The organism is Archangium lipolyticum, from assembly GCF_024623785.1.
GTDB classification, from domain to species: domain Bacteria; phylum Myxococcota; class Myxococcia; order Myxococcales; family Myxococcaceae; genus Archangium; species Archangium lipolyticum.
Window position 1 is genome coordinate 318,714 of record NZ_JANKBZ010000006.1, and the last position, 23,231, is coordinate 341,944.

17 protein-coding genes are annotated in these 23,231 nt (G+C 68.3%); 3 read left to right on the forward strand and 14 right to left on the reverse strand.

Annotated features, from left to right (window positions below):
• Positions 1–21: 21 nt before the first annotated feature.
• From NR810_RS16245 to NR810_RS16265, 5 genes are all read right to left on the reverse strand, one after another.
• Positions 22–261: a hypothetical protein gene (locus NR810_RS16245; protein WP_257453520.1), complete on the reverse strand. Its 240-nt coding sequence runs from the start codon at positions 259–261 to the stop codon at positions 22–24.
• 32 nt (positions 262–293) lie between these two features.
• A complete protein-coding gene (locus tag NR810_RS16250; protein WP_257453521.1) occupies positions 294–1,970 on the reverse strand; it encodes an FAD-dependent monooxygenase in 1,677 nt (558 codons plus the stop codon).
• 75 nt (positions 1,971–2,045) lie between these two features.
• On the reverse strand, positions 2,046–3,125 hold the full coding sequence (locus tag NR810_RS16255; protein WP_257453522.1) for a dipeptide epimerase: 1,080 nt from the start codon (positions 3,123–3,125) through the stop codon (positions 2,046–2,048).
• A 53-nt stretch (positions 3,126–3,178) separates the two neighbouring features.
• Entirely contained in the window at positions 3,179–3,931 is a 753-nt protein-coding gene (locus NR810_RS16260) for an ABC transporter permease (RefSeq protein WP_257453523.1), read from the reverse strand.
• On the reverse strand, positions 3,918–4,844 hold the full coding sequence (locus NR810_RS16265) for an ABC transporter ATP-binding protein (RefSeq protein ID WP_257453524.1): 927 nt from the start codon (positions 4,842–4,844) through the stop codon (positions 3,918–3,920). Before NR810_RS16265 ends, NR810_RS16260 begins: the two co-directional genes overlap by 14 nt.
• A 117-nt stretch (positions 4,845–4,961) precedes the next feature.
• Between NR810_RS16265 and NR810_RS16270 the strand changes: the two genes are divergently transcribed.
• Positions 4,962–5,420 (forward strand): cereblon family protein, encoded by a 459-nt coding sequence (locus NR810_RS16270; RefSeq protein WP_257453525.1) that lies wholly within the window; start codon positions 4,962–4,964, stop codon positions 5,418–5,420.
• Between the two features lie 9 nt (positions 5,421–5,429).
• Here the strand turns inward: NR810_RS16270 and NR810_RS16275 are convergent, their stop codons facing one another.
• The 7 genes from NR810_RS16275 to pulA all read right to left on the reverse strand — a co-directional run bounded on the left by NR810_RS16275 (position 5,430) and on the right by pulA (position 15,857).
• Positions 5,430–6,602 (reverse strand): GNAT family N-acetyltransferase, encoded by a 1,173-nt coding sequence (locus NR810_RS16275; RefSeq protein ID WP_257453526.1) that lies wholly within the window; start codon positions 6,600–6,602, stop codon positions 5,430–5,432.
• The gene (locus tag NR810_RS16280) at positions 6,599–7,735 is read right to left on the reverse strand and encodes a DegT/DnrJ/EryC1/StrS family aminotransferase (RefSeq protein ID WP_257453527.1); all 1,137 of its coding nucleotides are present in this window, start codon (positions 7,733–7,735) and stop codon (positions 6,599–6,601) included. The genes NR810_RS16275 and NR810_RS16280 overlap by 4 nt, the downstream gene beginning before the upstream one ends.
• A 28-nt stretch (positions 7,736–7,763) precedes the next feature.
• On the reverse strand, positions 7,764–8,870 hold the full coding sequence (locus tag NR810_RS16285) for a polysaccharide deacetylase family protein (protein WP_257453528.1): 1,107 nt from the start codon (positions 8,868–8,870) through the stop codon (positions 7,764–7,766).
• A 268-nt stretch (positions 8,871–9,138) separates the two neighbouring features.
• On the reverse strand, positions 9,139–10,170 hold the full coding sequence (locus NR810_RS16290) for a histone deacetylase family protein (RefSeq protein WP_257453529.1): 1,032 nt from the start codon (positions 10,168–10,170) through the stop codon (positions 9,139–9,141).
• Positions 10,171–10,267: 97 nt separating this feature from the next.
• Positions 10,268–11,443, reverse strand: coding sequence for a nickel pincer cofactor biosynthesis protein LarC (larC, locus tag NR810_RS16295; RefSeq protein ID WP_257453530.1), 1,176 nt, complete (start codon positions 11,441–11,443; stop codon positions 10,268–10,270).
• A 70-nt stretch (positions 11,444–11,513) separates the two neighbouring features.
• On the reverse strand, positions 11,514–12,266 hold the full coding sequence (gene larB / locus NR810_RS16300; protein WP_204224900.1) for a nickel pincer cofactor biosynthesis protein LarB: 753 nt from the start codon (positions 12,264–12,266) through the stop codon (positions 11,514–11,516).
• A gap of 144 nt (positions 12,267–12,410) precedes the next feature.
• Positions 12,411–15,857: a pullulanase-type alpha-1,6-glucosidase gene (pulA, locus tag NR810_RS16305; protein WP_257453531.1), complete on the reverse strand. Its 3,447-nt coding sequence runs from the start codon at positions 15,855–15,857 to the stop codon at positions 12,411–12,413.
• 329 nt (positions 15,858–16,186) lie between these two features.
• On the opposite strand from pulA, the gene NR810_RS16310 reads away from it, so the two are divergent.
• Positions 16,187–18,121 (forward strand): Ig-like domain-containing protein, encoded by a 1,935-nt coding sequence (locus tag NR810_RS16310; RefSeq protein ID WP_257453532.1) that lies wholly within the window; start codon positions 16,187–16,189, stop codon positions 18,119–18,121.
• A 124-nt stretch (positions 18,122–18,245) separates the two neighbouring features.
• Entirely contained in the window at positions 18,246–19,916 is a 1,671-nt protein-coding gene (locus NR810_RS16315) for an alpha-amylase family glycosyl hydrolase (RefSeq protein ID WP_257453533.1), read from the forward strand.
• On the opposite strand, the gene NR810_RS16320 is transcribed toward NR810_RS16315, so the two are convergent.
• Both NR810_RS16320 and NR810_RS16325 read right to left on the reverse strand, forming a co-directional pair.
• A complete protein-coding gene (locus NR810_RS16320; RefSeq protein WP_257453534.1) occupies positions 19,857–20,873 on the reverse strand; it encodes a glucodextranase DOMON-like domain-containing protein in 1,017 nt (338 codons plus the stop codon). The two genes, NR810_RS16315 and NR810_RS16320, sit on opposite strands and share 60 nt — an antisense overlap.
• A gap of 84 nt (positions 20,874–20,957) precedes the next feature.
• Complete coding sequence (locus NR810_RS16325; RefSeq protein ID WP_257453535.1) at positions 20,958–23,153, reverse strand: hypothetical protein; 2,196 nt, start codon at positions 23,151–23,153, stop codon at positions 20,958–20,960.
• Positions 23,154–23,231: the final 78 nt, after the last annotated feature.

The following is a 23,231-nucleotide window of genomic DNA, read 5'->3' on the forward strand; positions in this document are numbered from 1 at the left end:
GCGGACCCGGCCCCGGAGTGCTCAGTCGTACTTTCCGGAGTCGGCGAAGCGGAGCGCGCACCGGAAGCACACGAACAGGCACAGGAGGGTCGCGAACGCCCAGGAGCCCGCCCCCCGCAGCACCAGGGCGTCCTCGTACCGCAAGAAGCCCAGCGCGTGCCCCAGCCAGTGAAAGGCGCAGAACAACGCCCCCGCCAACGCGGCGAGGGCGGCCAGGAGCCAGAGAGCGATGCGCGTCCTGCGCGCGGCCATCGGGGACATGCCGCCCCATGTTACCAGGGCGACCCGACCCCTCAACCCGCGACGCGCGCTTGGCCCGGCCGGGGCGACCCCATGCGGCGGGTGAGCTCCGCCTCCAGCCGCTTCGGCTCGATGGGCCGCTCGCGGTGCCCCACGTACCCGTCCGGCCGGAGCAGATAGAAGCACTCCGCTCCGGCACCGAAGCGGCGGTGCGCCGCACCGTCCTCGTCCGCCAGCACGTAGGGAGTTGGTGTCCCCTCCCCCGCCACCACCACGCGCGCCCTCAGCAGCGGCCCGTACGCCGCCTCGAGCCGCCGCGCGAGCGCCACCAGCTCACTGCGCGCCTTCGCCTCGGGTTCCAGTCCGGTGAACAGCAACAGCGTGTGATGAGGCCCTCGCAGCACCTCGTGCAGGCGCGTCACCCCCTCACCCTTCACCGGCAGCTCCGGCACGTACTCGCCGGGCGCGGGCCCCTCCGCCAACCGCACCCCGCCGGCCTCGTCGCCCCAGATGCGCTCGGTGGAGAGCGGGCTGCGCCGGTAGTGGATGGCGAGCTGGGAGACGAAGCGCGTCATCTGACGCTGCACGAAACGGTTGCCCAGCAGTTGCCGGGCGATGCGAGGCACCATGTACGCGCGCAACAGCCGCGAGGTCGCCCCTCCTCGCGCCATGAGGCCGAAGAGCCGGTCCGTGCCCTGGAGCAGCTTCTGGCCCACCGGGTGCCGCTCCTGCTCGTAGGTGTCGAGCAGGGATTCCGGCGCGTGCCCCCGGGTGACGAGCGCCAGCTTCCACGCGAGGTTGTAGGCGTCCTGGATGCCCGTGTTCATCCCCTGACCGCCCGCGGGGCTGTGGATGTGCGCGGCATCGCCAGCGAGGAACACACGTCCCTGGCGGTAGTGGGGCACGCCCCGGCGATGCAGCCGGTAGCGGGTCATCCAGCGCGGCTCGCTCAGACGCGTGGGCACCGGCACCATGCGATCCACCAGCGCCTGCATCTCCTCCAGCGTCAGAGGCGCCGTGTCGTCACCTTCCGGGAGCGAGTCGCGCGGCATGACGGCGAACATCCGGAAGCGCTTCTCCCCCGGCATGGGGAAGGCCGCCACCACGCCCCGGGTGGACGGGAGGATGCACAGCTCGCCCTGCCCCAGCGGCCACTCCACGTGGACGTCCGCCAGCACGCACGCGTCGTCGTAGGTCTCCCCCTCGAAGGGGATGCCGGCGCCCTTGCGCACCCGGCTGCGGGCGCCGTCACACCCCAGCAGCCAGCGCGCCTTCACCCGCTCCACCTGGCCATCCGCGCGCTTCAGCGTCACCTCCACGCCGTCGGCGTCCTGCCGGAAGTCCTCCAGCCCCAGGCCGCGCTCCACCTTCACCCCGAACGTGCCGAGGTACTCGGTGAGCAGCGCCTCGGTGGCGTCCTGCGGGAGCATGAGGATGTAGGGGAAGCGCGTCTCCAGCCAGGAGAAGGCCTGTAGGGGCACCCGGGCACGAGCGCCTCCCGCGCCCACCACGTTGAAGGCCTCGGTCCTTCGCCCCCGCGCGACGGCCTCGTCGGCGATGCCGAAGTCGTCGAAGACCTCGAGCGTGCGCGCCTGCACGGCCAGGGCGCGCGACAACACCGAGGGCGCCTCGAGCTGGTCCACGATGCGGCAGCGCAGGCCGTGCCTCGCCAGTTCCACGGCCATCGTCAGGCCCGTCGGACCGGCTCCCACCACCAGAGCATCCAACATGCGGTGTCTCCCCCTGCCGGCCTTCACGGCCGGTGCGTGTCACCTTGACACAGGAGACCCACGGCGCCCAGCGGCTCAGCCCAGGTCGACCCCGTGGCCAGCCTGGACATGACCGATGTCCACGCGCCCATCCTGCATCCGCAGACCGCCCTGGAAGGAGTGCTCGCGGATGAAGAGGTGCGTGTCCAGGTCCGCGTAGTCGAAGCCGCCCAGGCCGGCGGCGAAGTGCGCCGCGAAGCTCATGGCCAGGGTGCTCTCCACCATGCCGCCCATCATCAACTCCATGCCGGAGGCACGCGCCAGGTTCCACATGGCCAGGGACTCCACCACGCCGCTCTTCATCAGCTTGAGGTTGATGCCGTGCGCACCGCCCTCGCGCGCCAGACGCAGCACGTCCTTCGCCGTACGGGCCGACTCGTCCGCGCAGATGGGCACCCGGGACGAGCGCGTCAGCTCGGCCATGCCCTCCCAGTCCTCGCGAGGCACGGGCTGCTCGAAGAGCGCCAGGGGGATGCCCGCGGCCTCCAGCCCCTCGAGGAACGTCCGCGCCTGCGCCACGGTGTAACCGCCGTTGGCGTCCGCGAACAGCCGCGCGCCGGGGGCCTCGCGCCGGATGACCACCATGCGCCGCACGTCCTCCTCGGCGGACAGCGCGCCCACCTTCACCTTGAGGGTGCGGATGCCCCTGGCGACGATGGCCCGGGCCGAGGACGCCGCGTGCGCCTCGTCACCGGCCGTCACCGTCATGTCGATGTCCAGCCCGGTGCCCGCCCCGCCGAAGAAGGCGAACAGCGGCATCCGGTAGTGCCGGCCCAGCGCATCCAGCAGCGCCAGCTCGATGCCACAGCGCGCGGAGGGAGCCCCCGGAAGGGCCTCGGCGAGCCACGCGCCGATGGGCCGCCAGCCGCGTGCGTCCCGCCCGAGCAGCGCCTCGCGCACGGAGGCGATGGCAGAGATCGTGCTGGCCTGCGTCTCGCCGGACACCGCCGTGAGGGGCGCCGACTCACCCAGGCCCACCGTCCCGTCCGCCAGCTTCAGACGCACGAGCACGTTGTTCGCCATGTCCGGCGCGCCCGTGGCGATGGCGAAGGGCTCGGTGAGGGCGAGATCCAACGGCTCGAAGTGCAGTTCGGTGATGGTGGTCGGGAGGAGCATGGGGAGCCGGTCATAGAACGATCCCGGCCATGCCGGCCACCCCCGACGACGGCTCAGCGCAGCAGCCGCTCGAAGGTGATGACCCTCAACGCCACGAAGGTGGCCACCGCCGCGCCCACGGTGAACAGCGCGGAGAGCAGCAGCGCGGTGAGGGTGGGGCCCGGTACCGCCACCATGGCGAGGAAGCAGACGAGGATGATGGGGCCGATGAACAGCCCATTGATGTTGTTGGCCGTGCGGAAATCGCGCGCCAGCAGGCTGACGAGCAGCGCACTGGTGGTGGAGAAGGCCAGCGACGTCAGCAGCTCCAGCAGGAGCGCCAGCACGAAGCCGGGCGAGCCCACGCGCAGCCCGAGGATGAGCGCCGCGTCGACGGTGAAGAGGACCAGGGTGACGGCCGAGGCCAGCGCGAGCAGGGCCAGCAGCTTGGCGAGGAGGATCTGCCCCACGCGCACCGGGAGCGCCACCAGCAGCTCGAGCGTGCGCGACTCGCGCTCGGTGATGAGGATGTAGCTGGCCGTCGCCGAGGGCACGATGAGCCCGCCGAGCGCGATGAACGGAACCAGCATGGCCCGCATCATGGCCACGGGGTCCTCCGCGAGCTCACGGAGACCCGGGGGCAGCTCCACGCCGGGCGGAAGGTTCACCGGCTTCATGGCTCCACTCTTCAGCCCGAGCATCTGCACGCCTGGGATGATGACCAGCAGCAGCACGGGCAGCAGCAGCGCCGTCAGCATGGCGCCCCGGCTGCGCAACAACTGACACCACTCCTTGCCGAAGAGGATCCGCACCTCACGCGCGAACATCGTTGGCCCCCACGACATCCAGGAAGAGGTCCTCGAGGCTCGGCGTCACCACCCGGCACTCGTAGACATCGATACCCTCGGCGAGCAGCCCGCGCAGCAGCTCGGGCGCCTGGGCCACCGCGTCCGCCACGTGCACGCGCACGGCGTCCTCCTCGCGAGTGGGCGAGTTGCCCCGGGCGGAGAGAGCCTGGAACAACCGCTCGGGGCCCTGGGCGGCGCGCAGCACGAGCACGGGCTGGATGCGCTGACGCAGGGTGGCGATGCGCTCGTGCAGCAGCACCCGGCCCTGGCGGAGGATGACGGCGCTCTCACAGAGGGCCTCGGCCTCGGCGAGGTTGTGCGTGCACAGCAGCACCGTGCGGCCGGGCATCACCTTGCGCAGGAAGGTGTGCACCTCGCGTGTGGCGACGGGATCCAACCCCACCGTGGGCTCGTCCAGCAGCAGCACCTCCGGCGAGGAGACGAGCGCGGCGGCCATGGACAACCGGCGCTGCATGCCCCCAGACAACTCCGCCATCCGCCGCGAGCGGAAGGAGGCCAGACCAAAAGCCTCCACCACCTCGGCGATGTTCCCGCTGCCGTACAGGTCGCGCACCAGCTGGAGGTAGTCATCCACCGTGAGGTCCCGGTACATGCCCGGGGACTGGGGGACGATGCCCACACGCCGCTTGGCCTGGAGGAAGTCGGGGTCCTCGACGCCGAGACCAAAGAGACTCACCCGTCCGGACGAGGGCCGGAGGGCGCCGGTGAGCAGGCGGATGAGGGTCGTCTTCCCCGCGCCATTGGGACCGAGCAGACAGGCCCGCTCGCCGAGGGCGATCCTGAAGCTGACCTGATCGAGCGCCTGAATGCCTCCGGGATACACCTTGGTGACCTCGGAGACCTCCAGGGGAACGTGAACCTTCTCCGTCAAGCGGCCGACCTCCCCTCGGGGGGCGGACATACCACGCGAGCCCGGGCTTGCATCCGGCCACGCGCATGGGCAAGAGCAGTCGAGAAGAGTCCCCTCTCCCTCTGGGAGAGGGACAGGGTGAGGGTCTACCTTCCGTTCATCCGAGCCATGAATCCGTCCCGCTGGCCAAGGCAGTCCCCTGAAACACGGCGGCTCAAGGGAACGCCGACCGTTCCCACCGGGAACACGCCCGCCAGCCAGGCGAAGGAAGACACCGAGTCCCGGGCCCCGGAAACACCGCTGTGCTGCGCGCGCTGCGGCCACGTCATCACTCGCGAGCGGGACCGCACCACCGTCAACGGCCGGCACACGCACACGCGCGTGAACCCATCCGGGTTCGTCTTCCACTTCGGCTGCTTCGCGAGGGCCGAGGGCTGCCTCGTCATCGGCCCGCCCACCGCGGAGGCGAGCTGGTTCCCGGGCTTCGTCTGGGAGTACGCCAGGTGCGCCGCCTGCAAGACGCACCTGGGCTGGGCCTTCCACGGCGAGAGCGACTTCCTCGCCCTCATCCTGGACAAGCTCACCGCGCCGAGCTGAGCGCCGCCATCACCTCGCCGATGCCTCCTCCAGACCCCGCTGCCGCAACCGCCGCAGGCGAGTGAGCATCTCCTCTGGGAGCGCATCCCGGAGCACGCCTCGGGCCGTGCGCTCCAGCGCCTGGGCACGCACGACCCAGTCGCCGAGACTCGCCGGCCGGGTGATACGCAGGCGCACCGTCGTCCGGAGTCCCCGAGTCCAATCCGACTTGTACGCCTCGACGCCGCGCAGGAAGTCGTACTCGGAGAACCCCTCGGCCAGCGCATCGCGGAACGTCTCGCCCACGAGGACGAGCCCCACGCTCCGCGCCTTCCACTCGGGGTCGTATCCCGCGTTGTAATAACTGAAGGTGCGCCCGTGCAGCAGGGCGTAGACCGACGCCACCGCCCTGCCCTCCACGGACAGGAGGTAGATGCGGACCTTTCCCTCCGCCGACAGGAGCGGCACCACCGCGCGGTGGAACTCCTGGACGTCCGGCGCATCGAGCGAGCTGCGCCCTCCCCACCGCAGGGCGTGCAACCGGAAGAACTCGGGCAGCGCGAGGGCGAGCGCCTCGGGGTCCTCCGCCTTCGTGATGGCGAAGCCCTTCTGCCGCTCGAGCCACTTGCGGCGGCGCAGGAAGTTGTCGGCCCGGGCGACGCGCGCCAGCAGGGAGTCGAAGCTCTCACCCACCTCGAAGGCCTCGTACGGACAGCGGTTCCGCCCGGTGCTCTCGAGCTGCCACCCCTGGGCCCCGCAGAGCGCGCGCAGGAGCGCCACGGTGGGGGACGTCTCCTCCATGTCAGCCAGCTCCAGGATGTCCCACTCGCGCCAGGTCCTCGCGAGCGCATCCACCAACGCCTCGGTCAGGGCCGCCTCGTCCCCGGGCCGGAGGATGGCATCGAGGTAGTCGCTCCCCACGCCCTCATCCCCCAGGAACCGGAGCCACCGGAGGCGGGCGCCGCCCCACCGCTGCTCCTCGATGGAGAGCGGCAGCACTCCAGCGAGCCCGCCCGCCTCGTCCCGCGCCGTGAGGATGAAGAGCCTCCGCTCCCGCCCGAAGTGGAGATGCCAGCCGAAGAGCCACTCCCAGGTATTGAAGACGCGCGCCCGGCCGGACCCGCACAAGCGCCGCCACTCGTCCCGGAGCGCCAGGAAGCCCCGCGTGTCCCGCACGATGTCCACCGTCCAGCGGCCGTTCATGCCTTCAGCGCCTCCCGCGCCACCTTCGCCACATGCTCGAGCTCCTCGGGGCCGAGCGCCTGATGACAGGGAAGCTCCACCACCCGCTGGCGCAGTGCCTCCACCTCGGGGAAGCGCTCGCCCGAGGCCGCGGGATGACCGGACCTCCAGAAGTCGACCGCCTGGATGCCGCGAGACCACAGCAGGCGCAGGGCGCGAGCCTTGTCATCCACCTCCAGGGCATAGAAGAGCGGACACACCCCTGGCGGCAGCGAGGACCACGTCGCCCGCTCGGGCCTGCCGATCCGCTCGTGCAGGAGGAGCCAGTTGGCGCGGCGGCGGCGCACCACCTGCTCCGCGTCCACGGACGCGAGCGCCCGGGCAACGACGGGGCTCATCCCGAGATGAACCGCTTCCGGCTCGAAAGCCTGGGTCCCCACCGGAATGTCCTCGAGCCGGGCCCGGGCCCGGACATGCCCGGTGAAGGTCTTCGTCACCGCGCGCAGCCACCTGCCCGGACGCAGGAACCGGCGCTCGGCGCCCACCAACACCGAGCCCGCCATGTGCGAGAGCGCCGGCAGGAGCGGAGGAGGCACCGGGTCCGGGAGCCGGTCCGTGTGAGCCTCCCGCAGGAGCAGACCTCCGCCATGAGGCACGGGGAGCGTCTTGTAGAAGCAGAAGATGGCGGCATCGCCCCGGCTTCCCAGTGGGTACACGCCCTCGCGGGAGAAGAGGGACAGCGCACAATCCTCGATCAGGAAGGCGCCACATCCGCGGGCGATCTCCAGCAGCGCATCGAGAGGCTGGGGGAAACCCGCGTAATGGATGACATAGATGGCGCGCGTGCGAGGCCCCACGCGCGAGCGGACATCGTCCGGGTCCAGCCTCCCCGAGGCATCCACGCGCGCGAACCGGAGCCGCGCTCCCGCGTGGAGCAGGGCCGAGACTTCCACGCCATGGTGGTACGCCGGGACGATGACCTCCCACCCCTCGAGCCCCAGCATCCTGGCCGCCCGCCAGACAGCGTTGCGGCCGAGGTAGGTCAGCTCGAGCCCATGCCTGTTGAAGGGAAAGAGGATCCTGCCGCCCCGGCGCGGCAGCAGCTGCGCCGGGCTGAAGTCTGGCAGCGACGGAATGGCCATCAACGTTTCCATCCACCCACCTCCCGAATCCATCGCATCACTACCGGTCCAGCACGGGCCTCGCCACCTCTGGCCGCAAGGCATTCCAGGTCAGCTCGAAGGCCAGCTCCGACACGGAAACGGGCGCCCCGATGCGCGGAAGCTCGAGGAGCCCACTCGCCCGCGAGCAGATTCCCGACCGCGTGGTGACCGCCGCCTCGAAGTAGCGGCCCACGAGCTCCGTCACCCCGGGGTCCGTGGCCCCATTGGGATAGGAGAAGAGCGTCGGACGCACGCCCAGCTTCTCCTCGAGGGTGTCGCGACAGGCCACGAGCTCCCGCTCCACCTCGGCGAGCGGAAGCCGCGTGAGGATGGGGTGTTTCTCCGTGTGGGCGCCAATCTCGAACCCCTGGCGCGACAGCTCCCGCACCTCGTCCCAGGAGAGGAAACGGTTCTCATCGTTCACCGGGACGGGGAACGCCGCGCGCACCCGCTCCACGATGCCGAGCATCATCGCGTGCGGCAGCTCCTTGAGGTACTCGACGCACGCCATCATCAGGACGCGCGGACTCAAGCCGAGCGAGCCGAGCCGCAGGATGGCCGGGTCTCCACTCGCGCGGCACACCTGGTCGGCCGGGTAGCGGGAGAAGAGCTCCTCCAGCTCATAGGCCCACATCCAGCCCGAGGTGCCGATCAGCCCCGTGGTGACGAAGACGGTGGCTGGGATTCCGTGGCGCGCGAGGATGGGCGCGACGAGGTAGAGGTTGTTGCGGTAGCCATCATCGAAGGTCAGCGCCAGGGCCCTGCGGGGCAACCTCGCCCGTCCCGCGAGCCCCGCGACGAGCTCGGACAGGGGCACCGGCTGGTACTCGCGCGCCAGGAAGAGCGCATGGCGCTCGAACTCCCGGACGTCGAGCACCGGCTCGCCCCAGACCCCCACCGGCCGCCTCTGGACCTTGTGGTAGAAGAGGATGAGCGCCTCGCCCTCTCCCAACGGCCTGGAGACGGAGAAGCCTCCATAGAACGAGAGCGTCTTCACGCCCCTGGCCAGCCAGGATGTCCAGCGCTGCTCGATGCCACTGCGTGCGCGCAACACCAGCCGCTCCAGATCGACCTGGTTCCTGGGTCTCTCCAGGGCGACCTGATTCCGTCTGACCAACGGGATCACTGTATTGGCCTGCTTCATTCATTTCCCCCGTGCGGATGCATTGCAACCACCGCTCCAGAGAGGAAACCCCGGAAAGGCCAGCGACACGCGCCCACACTGGGCAAAGCATTCCCGAGCGTTCCCCCAGCACTGCCCGGAGAGGAACGCGCGAGGCACTCGCGACAGCACGCCATCCGATGATGGGGCCGCACTCCAGGGCAGGCCGCCCGGAGCGCACGCCCGGATGTCGGGGCCGGAGCACGAAGCTGCCCCGAGGGACGAGAAATCCTCAGCCCTTGCCGAGGAATCCCTCCAGCACTCCAGTGACATTCGTGCCGATGTCCTCGACGGCATAGCCGCCTTCCTGCACGAACACCGTCGGCACCTTCAGCGCGGCCAGGCGCTGGCCCATCAGCGGGTAGTGGTGGGTGGAGAGCTTGAAGGCGCTGATCGGATCGCCCTCATAGGTATCGACGCCGAGCGACACCACCAGAGCATCGGGCGAGAACCCGCCGAGGACATCCATCGCCGCTCCCAGCGCGGAGCTGTACTCCGTCCAGGTGGTGCCGCGCGGCAGCGGAAAGTTGCGGGTGTAGCCCTCGCCTGCCCCGCCCCCGCGCTCGTCGGCATAGCCGAGGAAGTACGGGTACTCGGTCTCCGGGGTGCCGTGGATGGACACGAACAACACGTCCGAGCGCTCCCAGAAGATGTCCTGGGTGCCATTGCCGTGGTGGTAGTCCACGTCCAGCACCGCCACCCGGGCGAACCCCTTGTCGCGCAGGTGCTGCGCCGCCAGGGCGGCGTTGTTGAGGAAGCAGTAGCCGCCGTAGACGGAGTACCCGGCGTGGTGTCCGGGCGGACGGCACAGGGCGTAGGCGCTCTTGTCGCCCTCGGCGACCCACGCGGCGGCGGTCAGGGCGCACCGGGCGGCGGCGAAGGCGGCCTCCCAGGTGCCCTCGACGATGGGCGTGCTGGCGTCGAAGGCGTAGTAGCCCATCTTGCCGTTGATGCCGGACGGGATGTGGTCACGGCGCAGGGCGCGGGCCGGAAAGCCGCTCGGCAGCATGAAGCCTTCCTTGCCAGCCGCCCGCCACTCGTCATGGGCGGTGCGCAGGAACTCGACGAACCCGGCGTCATGGACTCGCAGGAGCGACTCCGGTGCGAAGGGGCGCGGCTCGTGTACCTCGAACCCCACGCGCTCCACCGCCTTCAGGATGTAGTCCACGCGCACCGGCATCTCGAAGCACGGCACCAGCTCGCCGCGGTGCAGTTCCTTGCCACCATCGTGGCGAGCGTGCAGCGGGGAATGGACGACTTTCACCGGGGAACCTCCACTGGCCGAAGACCGACGGGCTCGCGCGAACTCTGACAAGCACACCGTGGGGAGCGCAAGACCGGACGCCCCCGGAGGCGGCTGCTCACCGCCCCGAGCCGAGCGCCGCCAGCGCGGCCGCCATCACCTGCTTGAGCGGCACTCCAGCCGCCTCGGCCAGCTTGCGGCAGTCCTCGAACTCGGGGTGGGCGTTGAGCACCTCGCCGTTGCGCAGGCCGCGCTTCACGCGCACCTGGCCCCACGGCGTCTCCACCTCCACCCAATCCCGCTCCAGCGCCCTCCGCTCCACCGGGTAGGAGCGCACCCCGAGTGTGGTGGACTCGCGCATCAGCGTGTCCACGACCGTCTCCTTCGCGCCCCCGTCCACCAGCACGCTCAGCACGTGCCCCGGCCGCGCCTTCTTCATCGTCGCGGGCACCACCCAGGCGTCCAGCGCTCCCTTGCCCAGCAGGTGCTCGAGGAGATAGCCGAGCAGCTGCGGCGTGCTGTCGTCCAGGTTCGCCTCCAGCACCCAGAGTCCCTCGGTCCGCGCCTCGGCCCGCCCCATGGACGCGCGCAGCACGTTGGGCCGGTCCCGGAAGTCCTTCGTCCCCACGCCGTAGCCGATGCGCTCCACGATGAAGTCCGTCGGCAGCGGCTGGCCGATCCGCGCCAGCACCTTCAGCAGCGCCGCGCCCGTGGGCGTCGTCAGCTCGCCCACGCCCTCGAAGCGCACCGGCACGTCCTTGAGTAGCTCCAGCGTGGCCGGCACGGGGATGGGCATGTTTCCGTGCGCCACCCGGATGGTGCCGCTCCCCAGCGGCGGAGGCGCCGCGTACACCTCCGGGTCTCCCAACAGGTCCAGCACCACCGCCGCACCGCAGATGTCCACGATGGAATCCACCGCCCCCACCTCGTGGAAGTGGATGGCGTCGATGGACACCCCGTGCACCTTCGCCTCCGCTTCCCCGATGGCGCGGAACACCGCGAGGGCCCGCTCCTTCGCCTTGGGAGAGAGGGTGGGTGCCGCCTCGATGAGCTGGCGGATGTCCGAGTACGCCCGGTGCGGGTGGGCCTCGCGCTCGTCCAGCACCACGTCCAGGTGCGTGCCGCTGATGGCGTGCCGCACCGCCCGGCTCACCGACAGCTTCCAGCCCGGCACCTTCAGCCCGCTCAGCGCCTGCGCGATGGCCTCCGGCGTCACGCCCAGGTCCACGCCCGCCGCCAGGAACATGTCCCCGGCGATGCCGCCCACCGGCTCCAGGTAGAGAATCTTGCGCACGGTTGGTTCTCCCACGGGGACGGATACCCTCACCCCGTCCCTCTCCCGGAGGGAGAGGGGTTGTAGTGGCTCAGCGCCGGCCCTTGGTCCGCGAGATGAGTGCCGCGTAGAAGCCACCGCCGAAGCCGTTGTCGATGTTCATCGTGGCCACGTTGGACGCGCACGAGTTGATCATCGCCAGCAGCGCGGACACGCCTCCGAAGTTGGCCCCATACCCCACCGACGTCGGCACCGCCACCACCGGGATGCCCACCAGCCCGCCCAACGCGCTCGCCAGCGCCCCCTCCATTCCCGCCACCACCACCGCCGCGTGCGCGTCTTGAATCTCCTCGCGCCTGCGCAGCAACCGATGGATGCCCGCCACGCCCACGTCGTACACGCGCTTCACCGTGGCCCCCATGGCCTCCGCCGTGACGGCTGCCTCTTCCGCCACGGGGATGTCACTGGTGCCCGCCGTCACCACCGCCACCGTGCCCGCCTTCGGCTTGCCCTGCCTCAGATGGAAGATGCGCGCCACGTCGTGGTACTGGCCCTTGGGGAAGGCCGCCAGCAACGCCTCGGCCTTCTCCGGCTGCAACCGCGTCACCAGCACCGTCTGCTTGCGCTCCACCAGCTTGCCCACGATGCCCAGCACCTGCTCCGCTGTCTTCGGCTCACCCAGGACCACCTCCGGGAAGCCGAAGCGCAGGCTGCGGTGGGTGTCCAGGGTGGCATAGCCAAGCTCGGCGAAGGGCAGGTCCTTGAGCCGTCCCACGGCATCATCCACGGAGACCTTGCCGCCCTTCACCTGCTCGAGCAGTCGGGTGAGCGTCTTCTCGTCCATGCACGCTCCTCTACCCCACTGCGCGGACCGGAGGAACGAGGAGCGTGCGGAACGTGCACCCGAGGACCCACCCGGCCGGTCCGCGGCTGCCTCGACCGGAAGGTCCCCCCTCTCGGAGGAGGGGGAACCCTCACGGAAGAACGACTACGCCTGGGCGCGGCGGCGGCGCGACAGCAGCACCCCGCCCACCAGCGCCGCCAGGGCGGCGAAGGTCCCACCGCCCGAGTCGGAGCATCCGCAACCCTGGGTGTCCGGGGCGTTCACGAACACCGCCGTCGTCCGCGCCGGCACCGCGAAGGAGCCCGTCACCACGTCGAAGCGCGCCTCGTGGATGCGCACGTCACGCGAGGACTGCTGCACCGGGTGGAGCTGCATCAGCTTCCCCTTGTACGCGGGGACGTTGGGGAACACCTTCTTGTTGCTGCCGTTGAAGACCACCAACACCCGGGTGTGCCCGTCGGCGGCCTTCTCGTCGGTGATCTCCATCACGATGACACCGGCGCTCTGGTCCGGACCCGAGTTGTGGAAGCGCACCCTGGACTGGATGTCCTCGGCGGTGCGCTGGCGGAACGCCGCGGTGCTCTTGCGGATGCGCAGCATCTCGTCGAAGTGGTCCAGGGACGAGACGATGTGCTCCTTGGACGGCTTCAGCGCCGGGTTGGCGAGCAGCGGCCGCATGATATCCCACTTGTCATCGTTGTCGTCGGCCGGAGGCAGACCCACGCCCCAGTTGTTCGACTCGTAGGTGAAGTCGAGCTTGTTGAACCAGTCGCCCGAGTTGTAGCTGTTGCGGTCCAGGGACTTGGAGCGCAGCAGCTCGTCACCGGCGTGGATGAAGGGGACGCCCTGGGCCAGCAGCACCAGGTCCAGCGCGAGGTTCTGCATGCGCACGCGCTCCTCGATGGAGGTGGACGGAGCCGCCTTGAGTTGGATGGCATCGAACAGCGTCTCGTTGTCGTGCGCCGAGACGTAGGTGATGACCTCCTGGGGATCCATCGTGTAGCCCGCCGGACTGCCGTTGTAGTCCACCTGCGAGCCCTTCACCGTATTGCCCTCAGCATCCACGAGCTCGTAGTCGCGCAGGTTTCCGGCCAGGCCCACGCGGACGAGGTCCGTGTAGTGCAGCAGCTTCTCGCGCTGCTCTTCCGGAGTGCCCTGGTTGGTGTCATTGGGCTCGCTGAGGAGACCGCTGGCGAAGCCCTGCTCCTGCAGGCCGCTGAACGGACCACCGCCGCGCACCGCGTCACGCAGACGGTCGCTGAAGGTGCCGATGCCCGTGCCTCCCATGTTCAGCTGCGTGGCGTTCACGCCGCGCGCGTTCTTCTCCACCTCGCCGAAGTCCCAGCCCTCGCCGTAGACGTAGATCTTCGAGCCATCCACGCCATCCTTCTCCAGGGTGAGCGCGCTCAGGGCCTCGCGGACCCTCACCATGTTGGACCGCATGTGGTGGCCCATGAGGTCGAACCGGAAGCCATCCACCTTGTAGGCCTTGGCCCAGGTGACGAGCGAGTCCACCATGAGCTTCTCCATCATGGCGTTCTCGGAGGCGGTGTTCTGGCAGCAGGTGCTGGTCTCGACGTTCCCGTCGAAGTTGAGGCGGTGGTAGTAGCCGGGGACGATGCGGTCGAGCACGGAGGTGGCCGCCTGACCCGAGGCGTTGGTGTGGTTGTAGACCACGTCCATCACCACGCGCAGGCCGGCCTCGGAGAGCCCCTTCACCATCTGGCGGAACTCGAGGATGCGCTGGCTGCCCTCGGGCTGGGTGGAGTAGCTGCCCTCGGGCACGGTGTAGTGGTACGGGTCATAGCCCCAGTTGAAGCCATCCTGGTCGCGCACCGCGGTCACCGCGGCCTGCTGCTGCTCCGAGTCGGGGGGCATCGAGGCGAGGTCGCCCGCCGGCACGACCTGGTCGGCGCGGTTCTCGTTGATGGTGGCGATGTCGAACACGGGCAGCAGGTGCACGTGCGTCAGACCGGCGCTGGCGAGCCGCGCCAGGTGCTTCATGCCGTTGGAGGCCTTCTCCGCGAAGGCGGCGAAGGTGCCCCGCTTGTCGGCCGGCACGGTGGCGTCGTTGATGCTGAAGTCGCGCACGTGCAGCTCGTAGAGGACGATGTCCTCGGGAGCCTCCAGGGCGGGCTTCTTCAACGAGTCCCAGTCCGCGGGCTCGAGCGCCGCGTCGGACAGGTCGACGAGCTGGCTGCGCTTGCTGTTGGTGGCCAGACTCAGCGAGTACGGGTCCGTCACCAGGTTCTTCACCACCTTCTGCTCGGAGCGGACGTAGACCTCGACCTCGTAGAGGTAGAACTTGTTCTTCCAGCCCGCGTCGCCGGTGACGCTCCAGACGCCGGTGGCCGCGTCGTGCGTCAGGTCGAGCACGCTGCTGGCCTCGGCCCCGGTGGAGGTATCGAACACGTGCAGCCGCACGGACCGTGCGGTGGGAGCCCACAGGCGGAGGGTGGGCACACCGTCATTCCAGGAGATGCCCAGCGGCCCGTCGTAGGTGTACAGCGCGTCGAGCACGCCCGGCGTCTGCGCCGAGGTGGCGTCGAGCAGCTTGCCGTTGTCCGCCGTCGCGGAGAGGGCCAGCTGGCCCTTGAGGAGCTCGGGGACCTTGGCCAGCTCCGTGTCGGCGAGCTTCAGCGCCTTGTAGCTGGCGAGGTGCGGGAACTTCTCCTTGAGCTGCGCGCTCGGGCCGGCCGGGTCGAGCGTGAGGGCGATGGACTGGCCGCCCTGGACACCCGTGGGCTGCAGCACCATGGCGCCGGTGGGGTCGTAGTGGAGCTTGAAGCTCGCATTGGAGGGAACATCCACCGGGGCCCAGAGCAGCGTGTCCCGGGTCACCCAGTACGCGCGGGCCAGACGGATGTCACCCGGGGGCGCATTCAAGACCTTGAAGGTGGGAACGCGGGTCTTCGAGTCGAACTTGAAGTCCACCGGGGAGCCGCCTTCCGGCACGGAGAAGTCGATGTTACCGCCCGTGCCATTCTGACCGTAGCTGGTGCCCCAATCCTCATCGAGGGCCACCTTGAACGCGTACGCGCCCGCCGGGAGGTTCGCGGAGAAGGTGTAGATGCCGTCCCCGTCGATGTCCTGCATCCACGAGCGCAAGCATGACGGCGCCCAGTCACCCGAACACCCCAGCTCGCTCTGGAAGCTGCCGGCGACGGTGGCGATGATGGAGGTCTTGTTGCTGGTGATCCAGTGCGTCTTGGAGTCGTAGTAGAACTTGACCGGAGCATCCGCCCCGAGCGTCAGGTCGATCTCCGGTCCATCGAGCACGGCGCCCCGGCCGTAGGTGGAGACGGAGCCAGCGCCCTCATCGGCCGCCGCCCGGAACTTCCACGGCGACGAGGTGGAGGCCTTCAGGGGGAACGTGCCCTGCCAGAGCTGATCCTCCTCATTGAAGGACAGACGAGCCTCGGTGCAAGCCGTATCACCGGCGGTGCAGCTCAGCGCATCCTTCACGGAGCCGACGAGGGAGACACTCGCGGGCTCGGCGGCGAGGGCCGTACCCGACGAGAGGAGGCCAACCAGGCCGAGCGCCAGTGGCCGGACCCACGGGGTGGGCCTGGAGGAAACCGCGAATCGCATTCAACACACCTTCCTGGGTGCACGGTCCGCCCCCCTCCTGGAGACGAGCCAGCCCGCGAACCCTTCGAGTCATGAGGAAGCTCCCCCCGTCCGTCACCAAGTCACGGCCCGTGGGAGCGCGGTGGAGACTAGCAGAGCCTCGGATCCTGCACCCGTCATCCGTCCCCGTCCGCGGACGCCGTACACCCACCGGGACAGTTTCCCGGTGGGCGAAACACCCAAGCACGTGAACCGACAGGGGGACTCGGCTGGCCCGCGAATTGCGAAGGCCGGCACGGCCAATCGCAGGCCACCCCCCAAACCGATCCATTCAAGAAAAGGACACAGCCATGAACTCCAGGCTCTGGGCAACGAGCGCCGCGCTCCTCTGCGCACTGTCCCTGCCCGCATGCATCGAACTTCCAGAAGTGGAGGAGCCAGTCCCCGAGAACCCGACGGACCTGACCCGCCCGCTGCTCAGCGGCACGGTACCGGGCGACGCCACCACCGCCCCCGTGGACACGCGCATCGAGATCACCTTCTCCGAGCCCATGGATCCGGCCTCGGTGACGGTGAGCGCCATGCCAGCCATGACACTGGGAATGCCGGCCTGGAACACCGAGCGGACCCAGGTCACCTTCCAGCCGGCGACCGCCCTCTCCAACGACACCACGTACACCCTGACGGTGTCCGGCAGGGATACCGCGGGCAACACCCTGGATGGGCAGAGCACCCTCACCTTCACCGCCACCCTGGAGCAGGTCCCCCCGGCACTCGCGTCGAGCTCGCCGGCCCACGGCGCCACCTATGTGGCGGTGAACACGCAGGTGGTGCTCACCTTTTCCGAGCCGATGGACCCAACCCGAGTCAAGGTCGCGCTCAGCCCCGCGCACTCCAACCTGGGCACCCCGTCCTGGAGCGGTGACAAGCGGACGGTGAAGTTCACGCCGACGCCCATCCTGAAGTACGGCACCCCGTATACGTTGAGCATCCAGGGCACGGACGAGGCGGGCAACGCACTGGCCGCCACGACGGTGGGCTTCGAGACCCAGAGCCTGCCGGACACGACGCCGCCCACGGTGGCGAGCACCGCGCCCGGCGGCAACTCGACTGACGCGGACATCAACACGAACGTGTCGCTCCACTTCTCCGAGGCGATGGACACCGAGTCCGCCACGTCCGCGTTCTCCATCCACCCCACCGTTCCCGGCATCCTGACGTGGGACCCGAGCCGGAAGCTGCTGACCTTCGACCCGACGGCCTCACTGGCCTACAGCACCGTCTACACGGTGACCCTGGGCACGGGTGCGATGGACGCAACGGGCAACGCGCTGGCCGCGCCCTTCAGCTTCAAGTTCACCACCAGCAACGCTCCGGACCTGACACGGCCGCAGCTCACCGGATACAGCCCGAGCCACACGCAGACTGGCCTGAGCCGCTCCACGAGCATCAGCGTGTCGTTCTCCGAGCCCATGGACAAGGCCAACACCCAGGCGGCCTTCGCCATCGCGAGCCCCAGCGGTGTGGCTGGCGATTTCACCTGGAGTGCCGATGGCAGGACGATGACCTTCACCCCCGCGTCCGGGCTCGCCTATGGCACGGACATCAACTGGAGCCTCGACGCCTCGGCCAGGGATCTCGCGGGCAACACGCTGGGGACGGGAATCAACGCCAGCTTCAGGATCATCCGGCAGCTGACTGCGGATCTGCCAGTGGTCGCGGGCAACGACGGTTATGCCATCTTCGACATCAGCCGTAAGACCTACCGCGTCAATATCCCTTCGACAACCTACAGGCTCGGCCTGGACTTCGACTTCGAGGGAGGAACCGCCACCACCTTCTATCCCCTGGCGGACATGATCTTCCTGACGTTCGATCTGGGTCAACTTCCCGCTGACCTCTCGAGCATCAAGGATGCCTCCCTGAACGTCTATATCAGCACCTTCGACAGCGATCCTTTCACCCGGTTTGGAGACATGAACGTGTCGAGCGTGAATTACGGTGCCACACTTGAGGCAAGCGACTACACGAGCGCCATCGTCTATCACGTCACCACATGGCATCCGACCGGCCGCGGCTGGAGTTCTGCCCCTGTCCTGGCTGCAGTCGATGGCGACTGGCGCAATCAGGGAACCCGCGGCAAGCGCACCCAGCTCAGACTGCACTTCAATGTCCCCGACAATCTCACCCCAACCTACTACAGCGGGGATGGTGCACTGCTCATTCTGGACTCCAGGAGTGGAACCAACAAGCCCTACTTGAGGGTCACCTACGAGACCCCATGAACCCAGAGATGGAGAGCCGCATGGGGCTCGCACCGAACTGATCTGAAGCACAGGGAGAGAAGCGCTGAGCCTTTACCTGCGGCGGCTGGCATGGATTTCGAGGCGCTGTTAAAGCCTTGCCCCCATGCCGCGCTCCCGCTGCTTGCACCTCCTCCCCCTTCTCACCTTGACGGCCTGCATCTCGGGTCCAACCACGCCCACGGGGCAGGTTCCGCCGACTTCGACTCCGGTGGAGATTGCCCCGCCTGCGGGCACTGAGTGGTACCGGCATGCCGTCTTCTACGAGGTCTTCGTCCGCAGCTTCCAGGACTCCAACGGTGACGGCAAAGGCGACCTGCCCGGCCTCATCTCACGCCTGGACTATCTCAACGATGGCGATCCGAGCACCACCACGGATCTCGGGGTGGACGCGCTGTGGCTGATGCCCATTTTCGACTCGCCCAGCTACCACGGATATGACGTGGTGGACTACGAGCGCATCGACCCGGACTACGGCACCCAGCAGGACTTCGAGCGCTTGTGCGCCGAGGCCCACCGCCGGGGCATGCGCGTCATCCTGGACCTGGTCATCAACCACACCAGTTCCCAACACCCGTGGTTCGTGGAGTCCTCGTCCTCGAGCACCTCCTCGAAGCGGGACTGGTACCAGTGGAGGGACAACAACCCGGGTTGGAAACGGCCCTGGGACCTGTACTCCACCAGCGGCGCCACCTGGCACTCGCTCAATGGTGCCTACTACTACGGCGTCTTCTGGGGCGGCATGCCGGACCTCAATCTGAAGACCCCCGCGGTACGCGAGGAGGTCAAGCGCATCGCCTCGTTCTGGCTGGAGAAGGGCGCGGACGGCTTCCGGCTGGACGCGGCGCGCTACCTCATCGAGACCGGGCCTGGAAATGGTCAGGCCGACACGCCGGAGACCCATGCATTCTGGAAGGAGTTCGCCGCCTACGTGCGACAGGTGAAGCCGGACGCGGTGCTCGTAGGGGAGAACTGGAGTTCCACGTCCAGTATCGCCACCTACTACGGCTCTACGGAAAAGACGCCCGGTGGTGACGAGCTGCCGCTCAATTTCAACTTCCCTCTCGCCGAGCAGATGATCTCGGGCATCCCGCAGGGAAATGCCACCGTCATCGCCGCCAAGCTGGCGGAGATGGCGCGCGTCTACCCCGAGGGCGTTGCGGATGCGCCCTTCCTGACCAATCACGACAACGTGCGCATCGCCACCCAACTTGGTGGCGGTTCGGGCCGACTGGCCAATGCGGCTTCCGTGCTCCTCACCCTGCCGGGCTCGCCGTTCCTGTACTACGGCGAGGAGGTGGGACTGTCCAACGGCACCACGAACAACGATGAAGCCAAGCGCACGCCCATGCCGTGGGATGCGAGCGCGAATGGGGGCTTCTCCACCACGACGCCCTGGTTCCCCTTCGCCCCTGGCCGAGAGAGCACCAACGTGGCCGCGCAGACGAGCACCGCCAGTTCGCTGCTCTCGCGCTACCGGAACCTCATCCATGTCCGCCGCAACACCCAGGCACTGGACCGCGGAGGACTCCTTCTCCTCTCCCCCACCTCAGGCGCCTCGACCACGCTCGCCTTCCAGCGCATGCTGGATGATGAACGAGTACTGGTCGTGCACAATCTGTCCGATGCATCCACGATCGCCGGACCCTTCGATGTCGCGGGTGAGACGGCCGAGCCTCTCTTCACCGACTCCGGCGTGGGCTACCCCTCAAGGACGTCAGGGGCCTGGCGTGTCACCCTGCCCGCCCGGAGCACCGGCATCTGGCGCCTGCGGTAACACGGACGAGGCCGGCGTCACCGCGGGCCAGGCCGGCCCCTTCGGCCCGAGCACCTCCTCCTGCCGGATTCCCTCGGGCACCATCAGGTCCACGATCGGCGACTGGTTCGGATCTCCCAGTCGCCCTCCTCCCAAGCGCTCGCGCGACACGCCCGGACCGATGCCGAGCGCCGACACGCTCTGCTCGCTCGGAGCGGTGACACTCCCGAAGGCGGAGGGCAGGTCCACCCGGCGATCGAGCGTGGCGCCCGTCACCGCCACAGCGTAGCCCCATGAGGACCGTGCCAGCCCACCGAGGAAGCTGTCCGGAACGAAGAAGGACACCGTGTTGCCGAAGACACGGATACGGGTGGGAAAGAAAACACGCTCCTCCAATTGGCGTTCCACCTGCGCATCCAGAGTCCGCACGGTCGACTCGCTCACCGCGCCCTGACGCCCGGCCTCCTCGCGCGCATCCCGCGCCCACAGAGTGCGCAGCAAGTCGCGTGACTCGTACGGGCGAGGAGAGAGGAGGATGACCTTCTCCCAGGCACTGCCCGACGCGAGCGTGAGGTTGCGGCCAGGCAAGGTGTCCGTGCGACCCGAGCCCTCTACCCGGTCCGTGTCCACGTAGATGTCCAGGTTGAAGGTGTAGAAGCCGAAGCGGGCCATGTCCGTCATCGTGGTTCCCGCAGCGTCGATGGTGCGTCCCCGCTGGGGCTTGACGATCGGGCGCGCGAAGGTGGCCTCGAAGCGCGTCCCGCCGCTCTCGGCATGGGCCGCCAGGGACACCAGGTCCAGTGAGCCGGGCTCGAAGTCCTGGCGGAGAGGGTAGCGCAGCTCTCCATCACCGTGGTCGTCTCCGCGAGGATCCTCCAGGGAGAAGAGCAACGCTTCGCCGCGCGAGCCGCGGGCGTGGCAGGCACCGGCCAGTACGGCCAGCAACAGGGACGGGAAGAGGTGGCGAAAAGGCGCCATGGACATGAATCCTCGGGTGCGGAAAAGCGAGGGGCCCGGCAGGCGTCTCCGCGCACCGGGCCCCTCGAACGACAGGAAGGAAGACTAGAACTGCGCCTTCATGAACACCTTGAGGCGCATCTGCTGGAACTTGCGGTCCTCCAGGTTGAACCAATCACCATGCTCCTGATTGGTGTTGAAGCCGAGCGAGTCCGCCGGGATGTGGCGCTTACTGGCGATGTCCGCGCTGGCGCGCTGCGGCAGGAACCCCGAGCCGTACTCCGGATTGAAGGTACCGAAGGCGTACCCGGCCTCCGCGCCGAACTCCACGCCGGCCAGGATGTACTTGGCCCGGAGCGAGAGCTGGTTCTTGTCGTGCTTGCCAGAGGCCATCTGGTGGCTGCCGTAGGCGCGGAATGCGGTGGTGCCATCCTTCAGGTCCGCCAGGTACTTGGCGTAGCTCAGCGACATGTAGAGGTCATCGGTGAGCTGGTAGCCGGTCCCCAGGCTGAAGGTGGTGTACTTCAGCTCGCGGTCATCGTCGCTGATGTCGTCGAACGGCTTGAAGGCGTAGCCCTGCTGACCATCCACGGTGACCACGTGGGGATTGGAGTACAGGGTCGACGTGCTGTTGCCCGGGCTGTACTCGTTGATCTTGGTGTTGTCGCACGCGGCGAAGGAACCATCCGCCTGCTGACCCGCGCACGCACCCGCCTGGTACGGCAGGTACTTCGCGTTGTTCATGCGCTTGTCGTTCTCGTAGATGTACTTCACCTTGCCGAACACGTCGATGCCGCGGCCGATGTCGAGAACGTAGCGGCCCTTGGCCACCAGGATATGGCTCAGCTTGTCCTGGAAGGGCTGGTAGGCGCTGCGGTAACCGTGACCCACGCCGACATCGCCATCCATCATCGGGTAGCGGTTGTCGATGGGCTTGGAATCATCCCCGTAAGCCTGCCAGTTGGTGTTGTAGGTGATGTACGAGTACTCGCCAGCGAGTTCGAGCGCGCCCGCGCTGAAGACGGGGTTGAAGGTGGCGCCCTTCCAGCCGATGACCGTCTCGGCGAACGGCTCGTCGAAGTCCGTGAACTCGTTGTCCACGTTGACGGTGGCCACCTGCTGGGTCTCACCCGTCCAGCCGCCATAGCCGATGTAGTTGGGATCACCCCACTGGCCGGAACGATCGTTCGCGGGACCAGGACCGCCGAAGGCACCATCGTGACCCTCTGTGAGGAGCACGTCGGACTCGCGGCGGGACGCCATCACGGACACGTAGTTGGCGCCGATGCTGAAGGCCTGCATGTTCAGCGACAGACCGATGTCGAGCGGATCGTTGAACGACACATCCAGCATCATGGTGTTGTCCATGAGCCGGCCGCCCGGAATCGGGGAGAAGCGGTCGATGAGACCCTTGGCCGGGTCCGCGTCCACGTTGGAATACGAGCGGTAGAACGCTCCCTTCACGTCCACCTTGGAGTCGAGGTGGAAGCCGGCCTTGAGGCCGCCCACGCCGTTGCGGAAACGCGGCATGAGATCACGGCCGTCATCGTAGTTGACGTCCGTGGGGTTCACCTCCGAGTCGTTCGTGTACTGGAAGATGGCTCCCAGGTCGAACATGTCATTGAAGGTGTACTTCGACTGGGCGACGTAGGTGGCGTCCGTGGCGTGGAAGGCACCGGTGCTGAAGCGCGGGCCGGCCCACAGGCGCGGCAGCGAGATGCCGGCGACATCCCACGTCAGCTTCCGCTCGAGCGCCGAGCCCTGGACGAGCACGCCGTAGACGTTGTCGCGGTCGATGTAGCGGATGCGGCCCACGACGAGCGGATCGAACTGACCGAAGTCGTTGGCACCGATGGTCGCGGAGTCGATGAGATAGCCGGGCGTCAGGGTGACAGCCATGCCGCGCAGCTTGATGTACTGGCTGGAACGGTTGTCGAACTCACCGCAGTTGCCCGAGGTGCAGTTGTTGTCCGTCTTCCCCCAGCCACCGCCGTTGGTCCAGAAGTTCTGGCTGAAGCGGCTGTGGATGCGGCCACGAACCTCGACCGCGCTGGACAGCTTCGCGTTGAGCAACAGCTCGAGCTCTGTACCGATACCGTTGTCACCCGCGCTCTCGCCGGGGATGGTGGTGTAGTTGTAGAGCGAGCCCTGCTCACGGGAGCTGCCATACAGCCACTTCGTGTAGGTGGTACCACCAATCTGCAGCTTGGGGGCCTCCTGGGCGAGCGAGGGTGCGGCGGGCAGCAGGGTGGCGGCGGCGGTCAGGGCGGCTGCGCCCTTCCGCATGGACTTCATCTTCATGGGTGATTCCCCTCTCTTTTGGTCGAACCGGGAAGGGGGACTTCCCGGTTGCCGGCGCGGACAGCTCGACACCGCCCG

What these genes read in the sequence shown, in the direction of transcription:
- NR810_RS16250 (WP_257453521.1), bottom strand. Translation starts at nt 1,970, where the DNA reads ATGTTGGATGCTCTGGTGGTGGGAGCCGGTCCGACGGGCCTGACGATG.
- NR810_RS16325 (WP_257453535.1), bottom strand. Translation starts at nt 23,153, where the DNA reads ATGAAGATGAAGTCCATGCGGAAGGGCGCAGCCGCCCTGACCGCCGCC.
- NR810_RS16310 (WP_257453532.1), top strand. Translation starts at nt 16,187, where the DNA reads ATGAACTCCAGGCTCTGGGCAACGAGCGCCGCGCTCCTCTGCGCACTG.
- NR810_RS16315 (WP_257453533.1), top strand. Translation starts at nt 18,246, where the DNA reads ATGCCGCGCTCCCGCTGCTTGCACCTCCTCCCCCTTCTCACCTTGACG.
- NR810_RS16275 (WP_257453526.1), bottom strand. Translation starts at nt 6,602, where the DNA reads ATGAACGGCCGCTGGACGGTGGACATCGTGCGGGACACGCGGGGCTTC.
- NR810_RS16320 (WP_257453534.1), bottom strand. Translation starts at nt 20,873, where the DNA reads ATGGCGCCTTTTCGCCACCTCTTCCCGTCCCTGTTGCTGGCCGTACTG.
- larB (WP_204224900.1), bottom strand. Translation starts at nt 12,266, where the DNA reads ATGGACGAGAAGACGCTCACCCGACTGCTCGAGCAGGTGAAGGGCGGC.
- NR810_RS16260 (WP_257453523.1), bottom strand. Translation starts at nt 3,931, where the DNA reads ATGTTCGCGCGTGAGGTGCGGATCCTCTTCGGCAAGGAGTGGTGTCAG.
- NR810_RS16255 (WP_257453522.1), bottom strand. Translation starts at nt 3,125, where the DNA reads ATGCTCCTCCCGACCACCATCACCGAACTGCACTTCGAGCCGTTGGAT.
- pulA (WP_257453531.1), bottom strand. Translation starts at nt 15,857, where the DNA reads ATGCGATTCGCGGTTTCCTCCAGGCCCACCCCGTGGGTCCGGCCACTG.
- NR810_RS16245 (WP_257453520.1), bottom strand. Translation starts at nt 261, where the DNA reads ATGTCCCCGATGGCCGCGCGCAGGACGCGCATCGCTCTCTGGCTCCTG.
- NR810_RS16280 (WP_257453527.1), bottom strand. Translation starts at nt 7,735, where the DNA reads ATGGAAACGTTGATGGCCATTCCGTCGCTGCCAGACTTCAGCCCGGCG.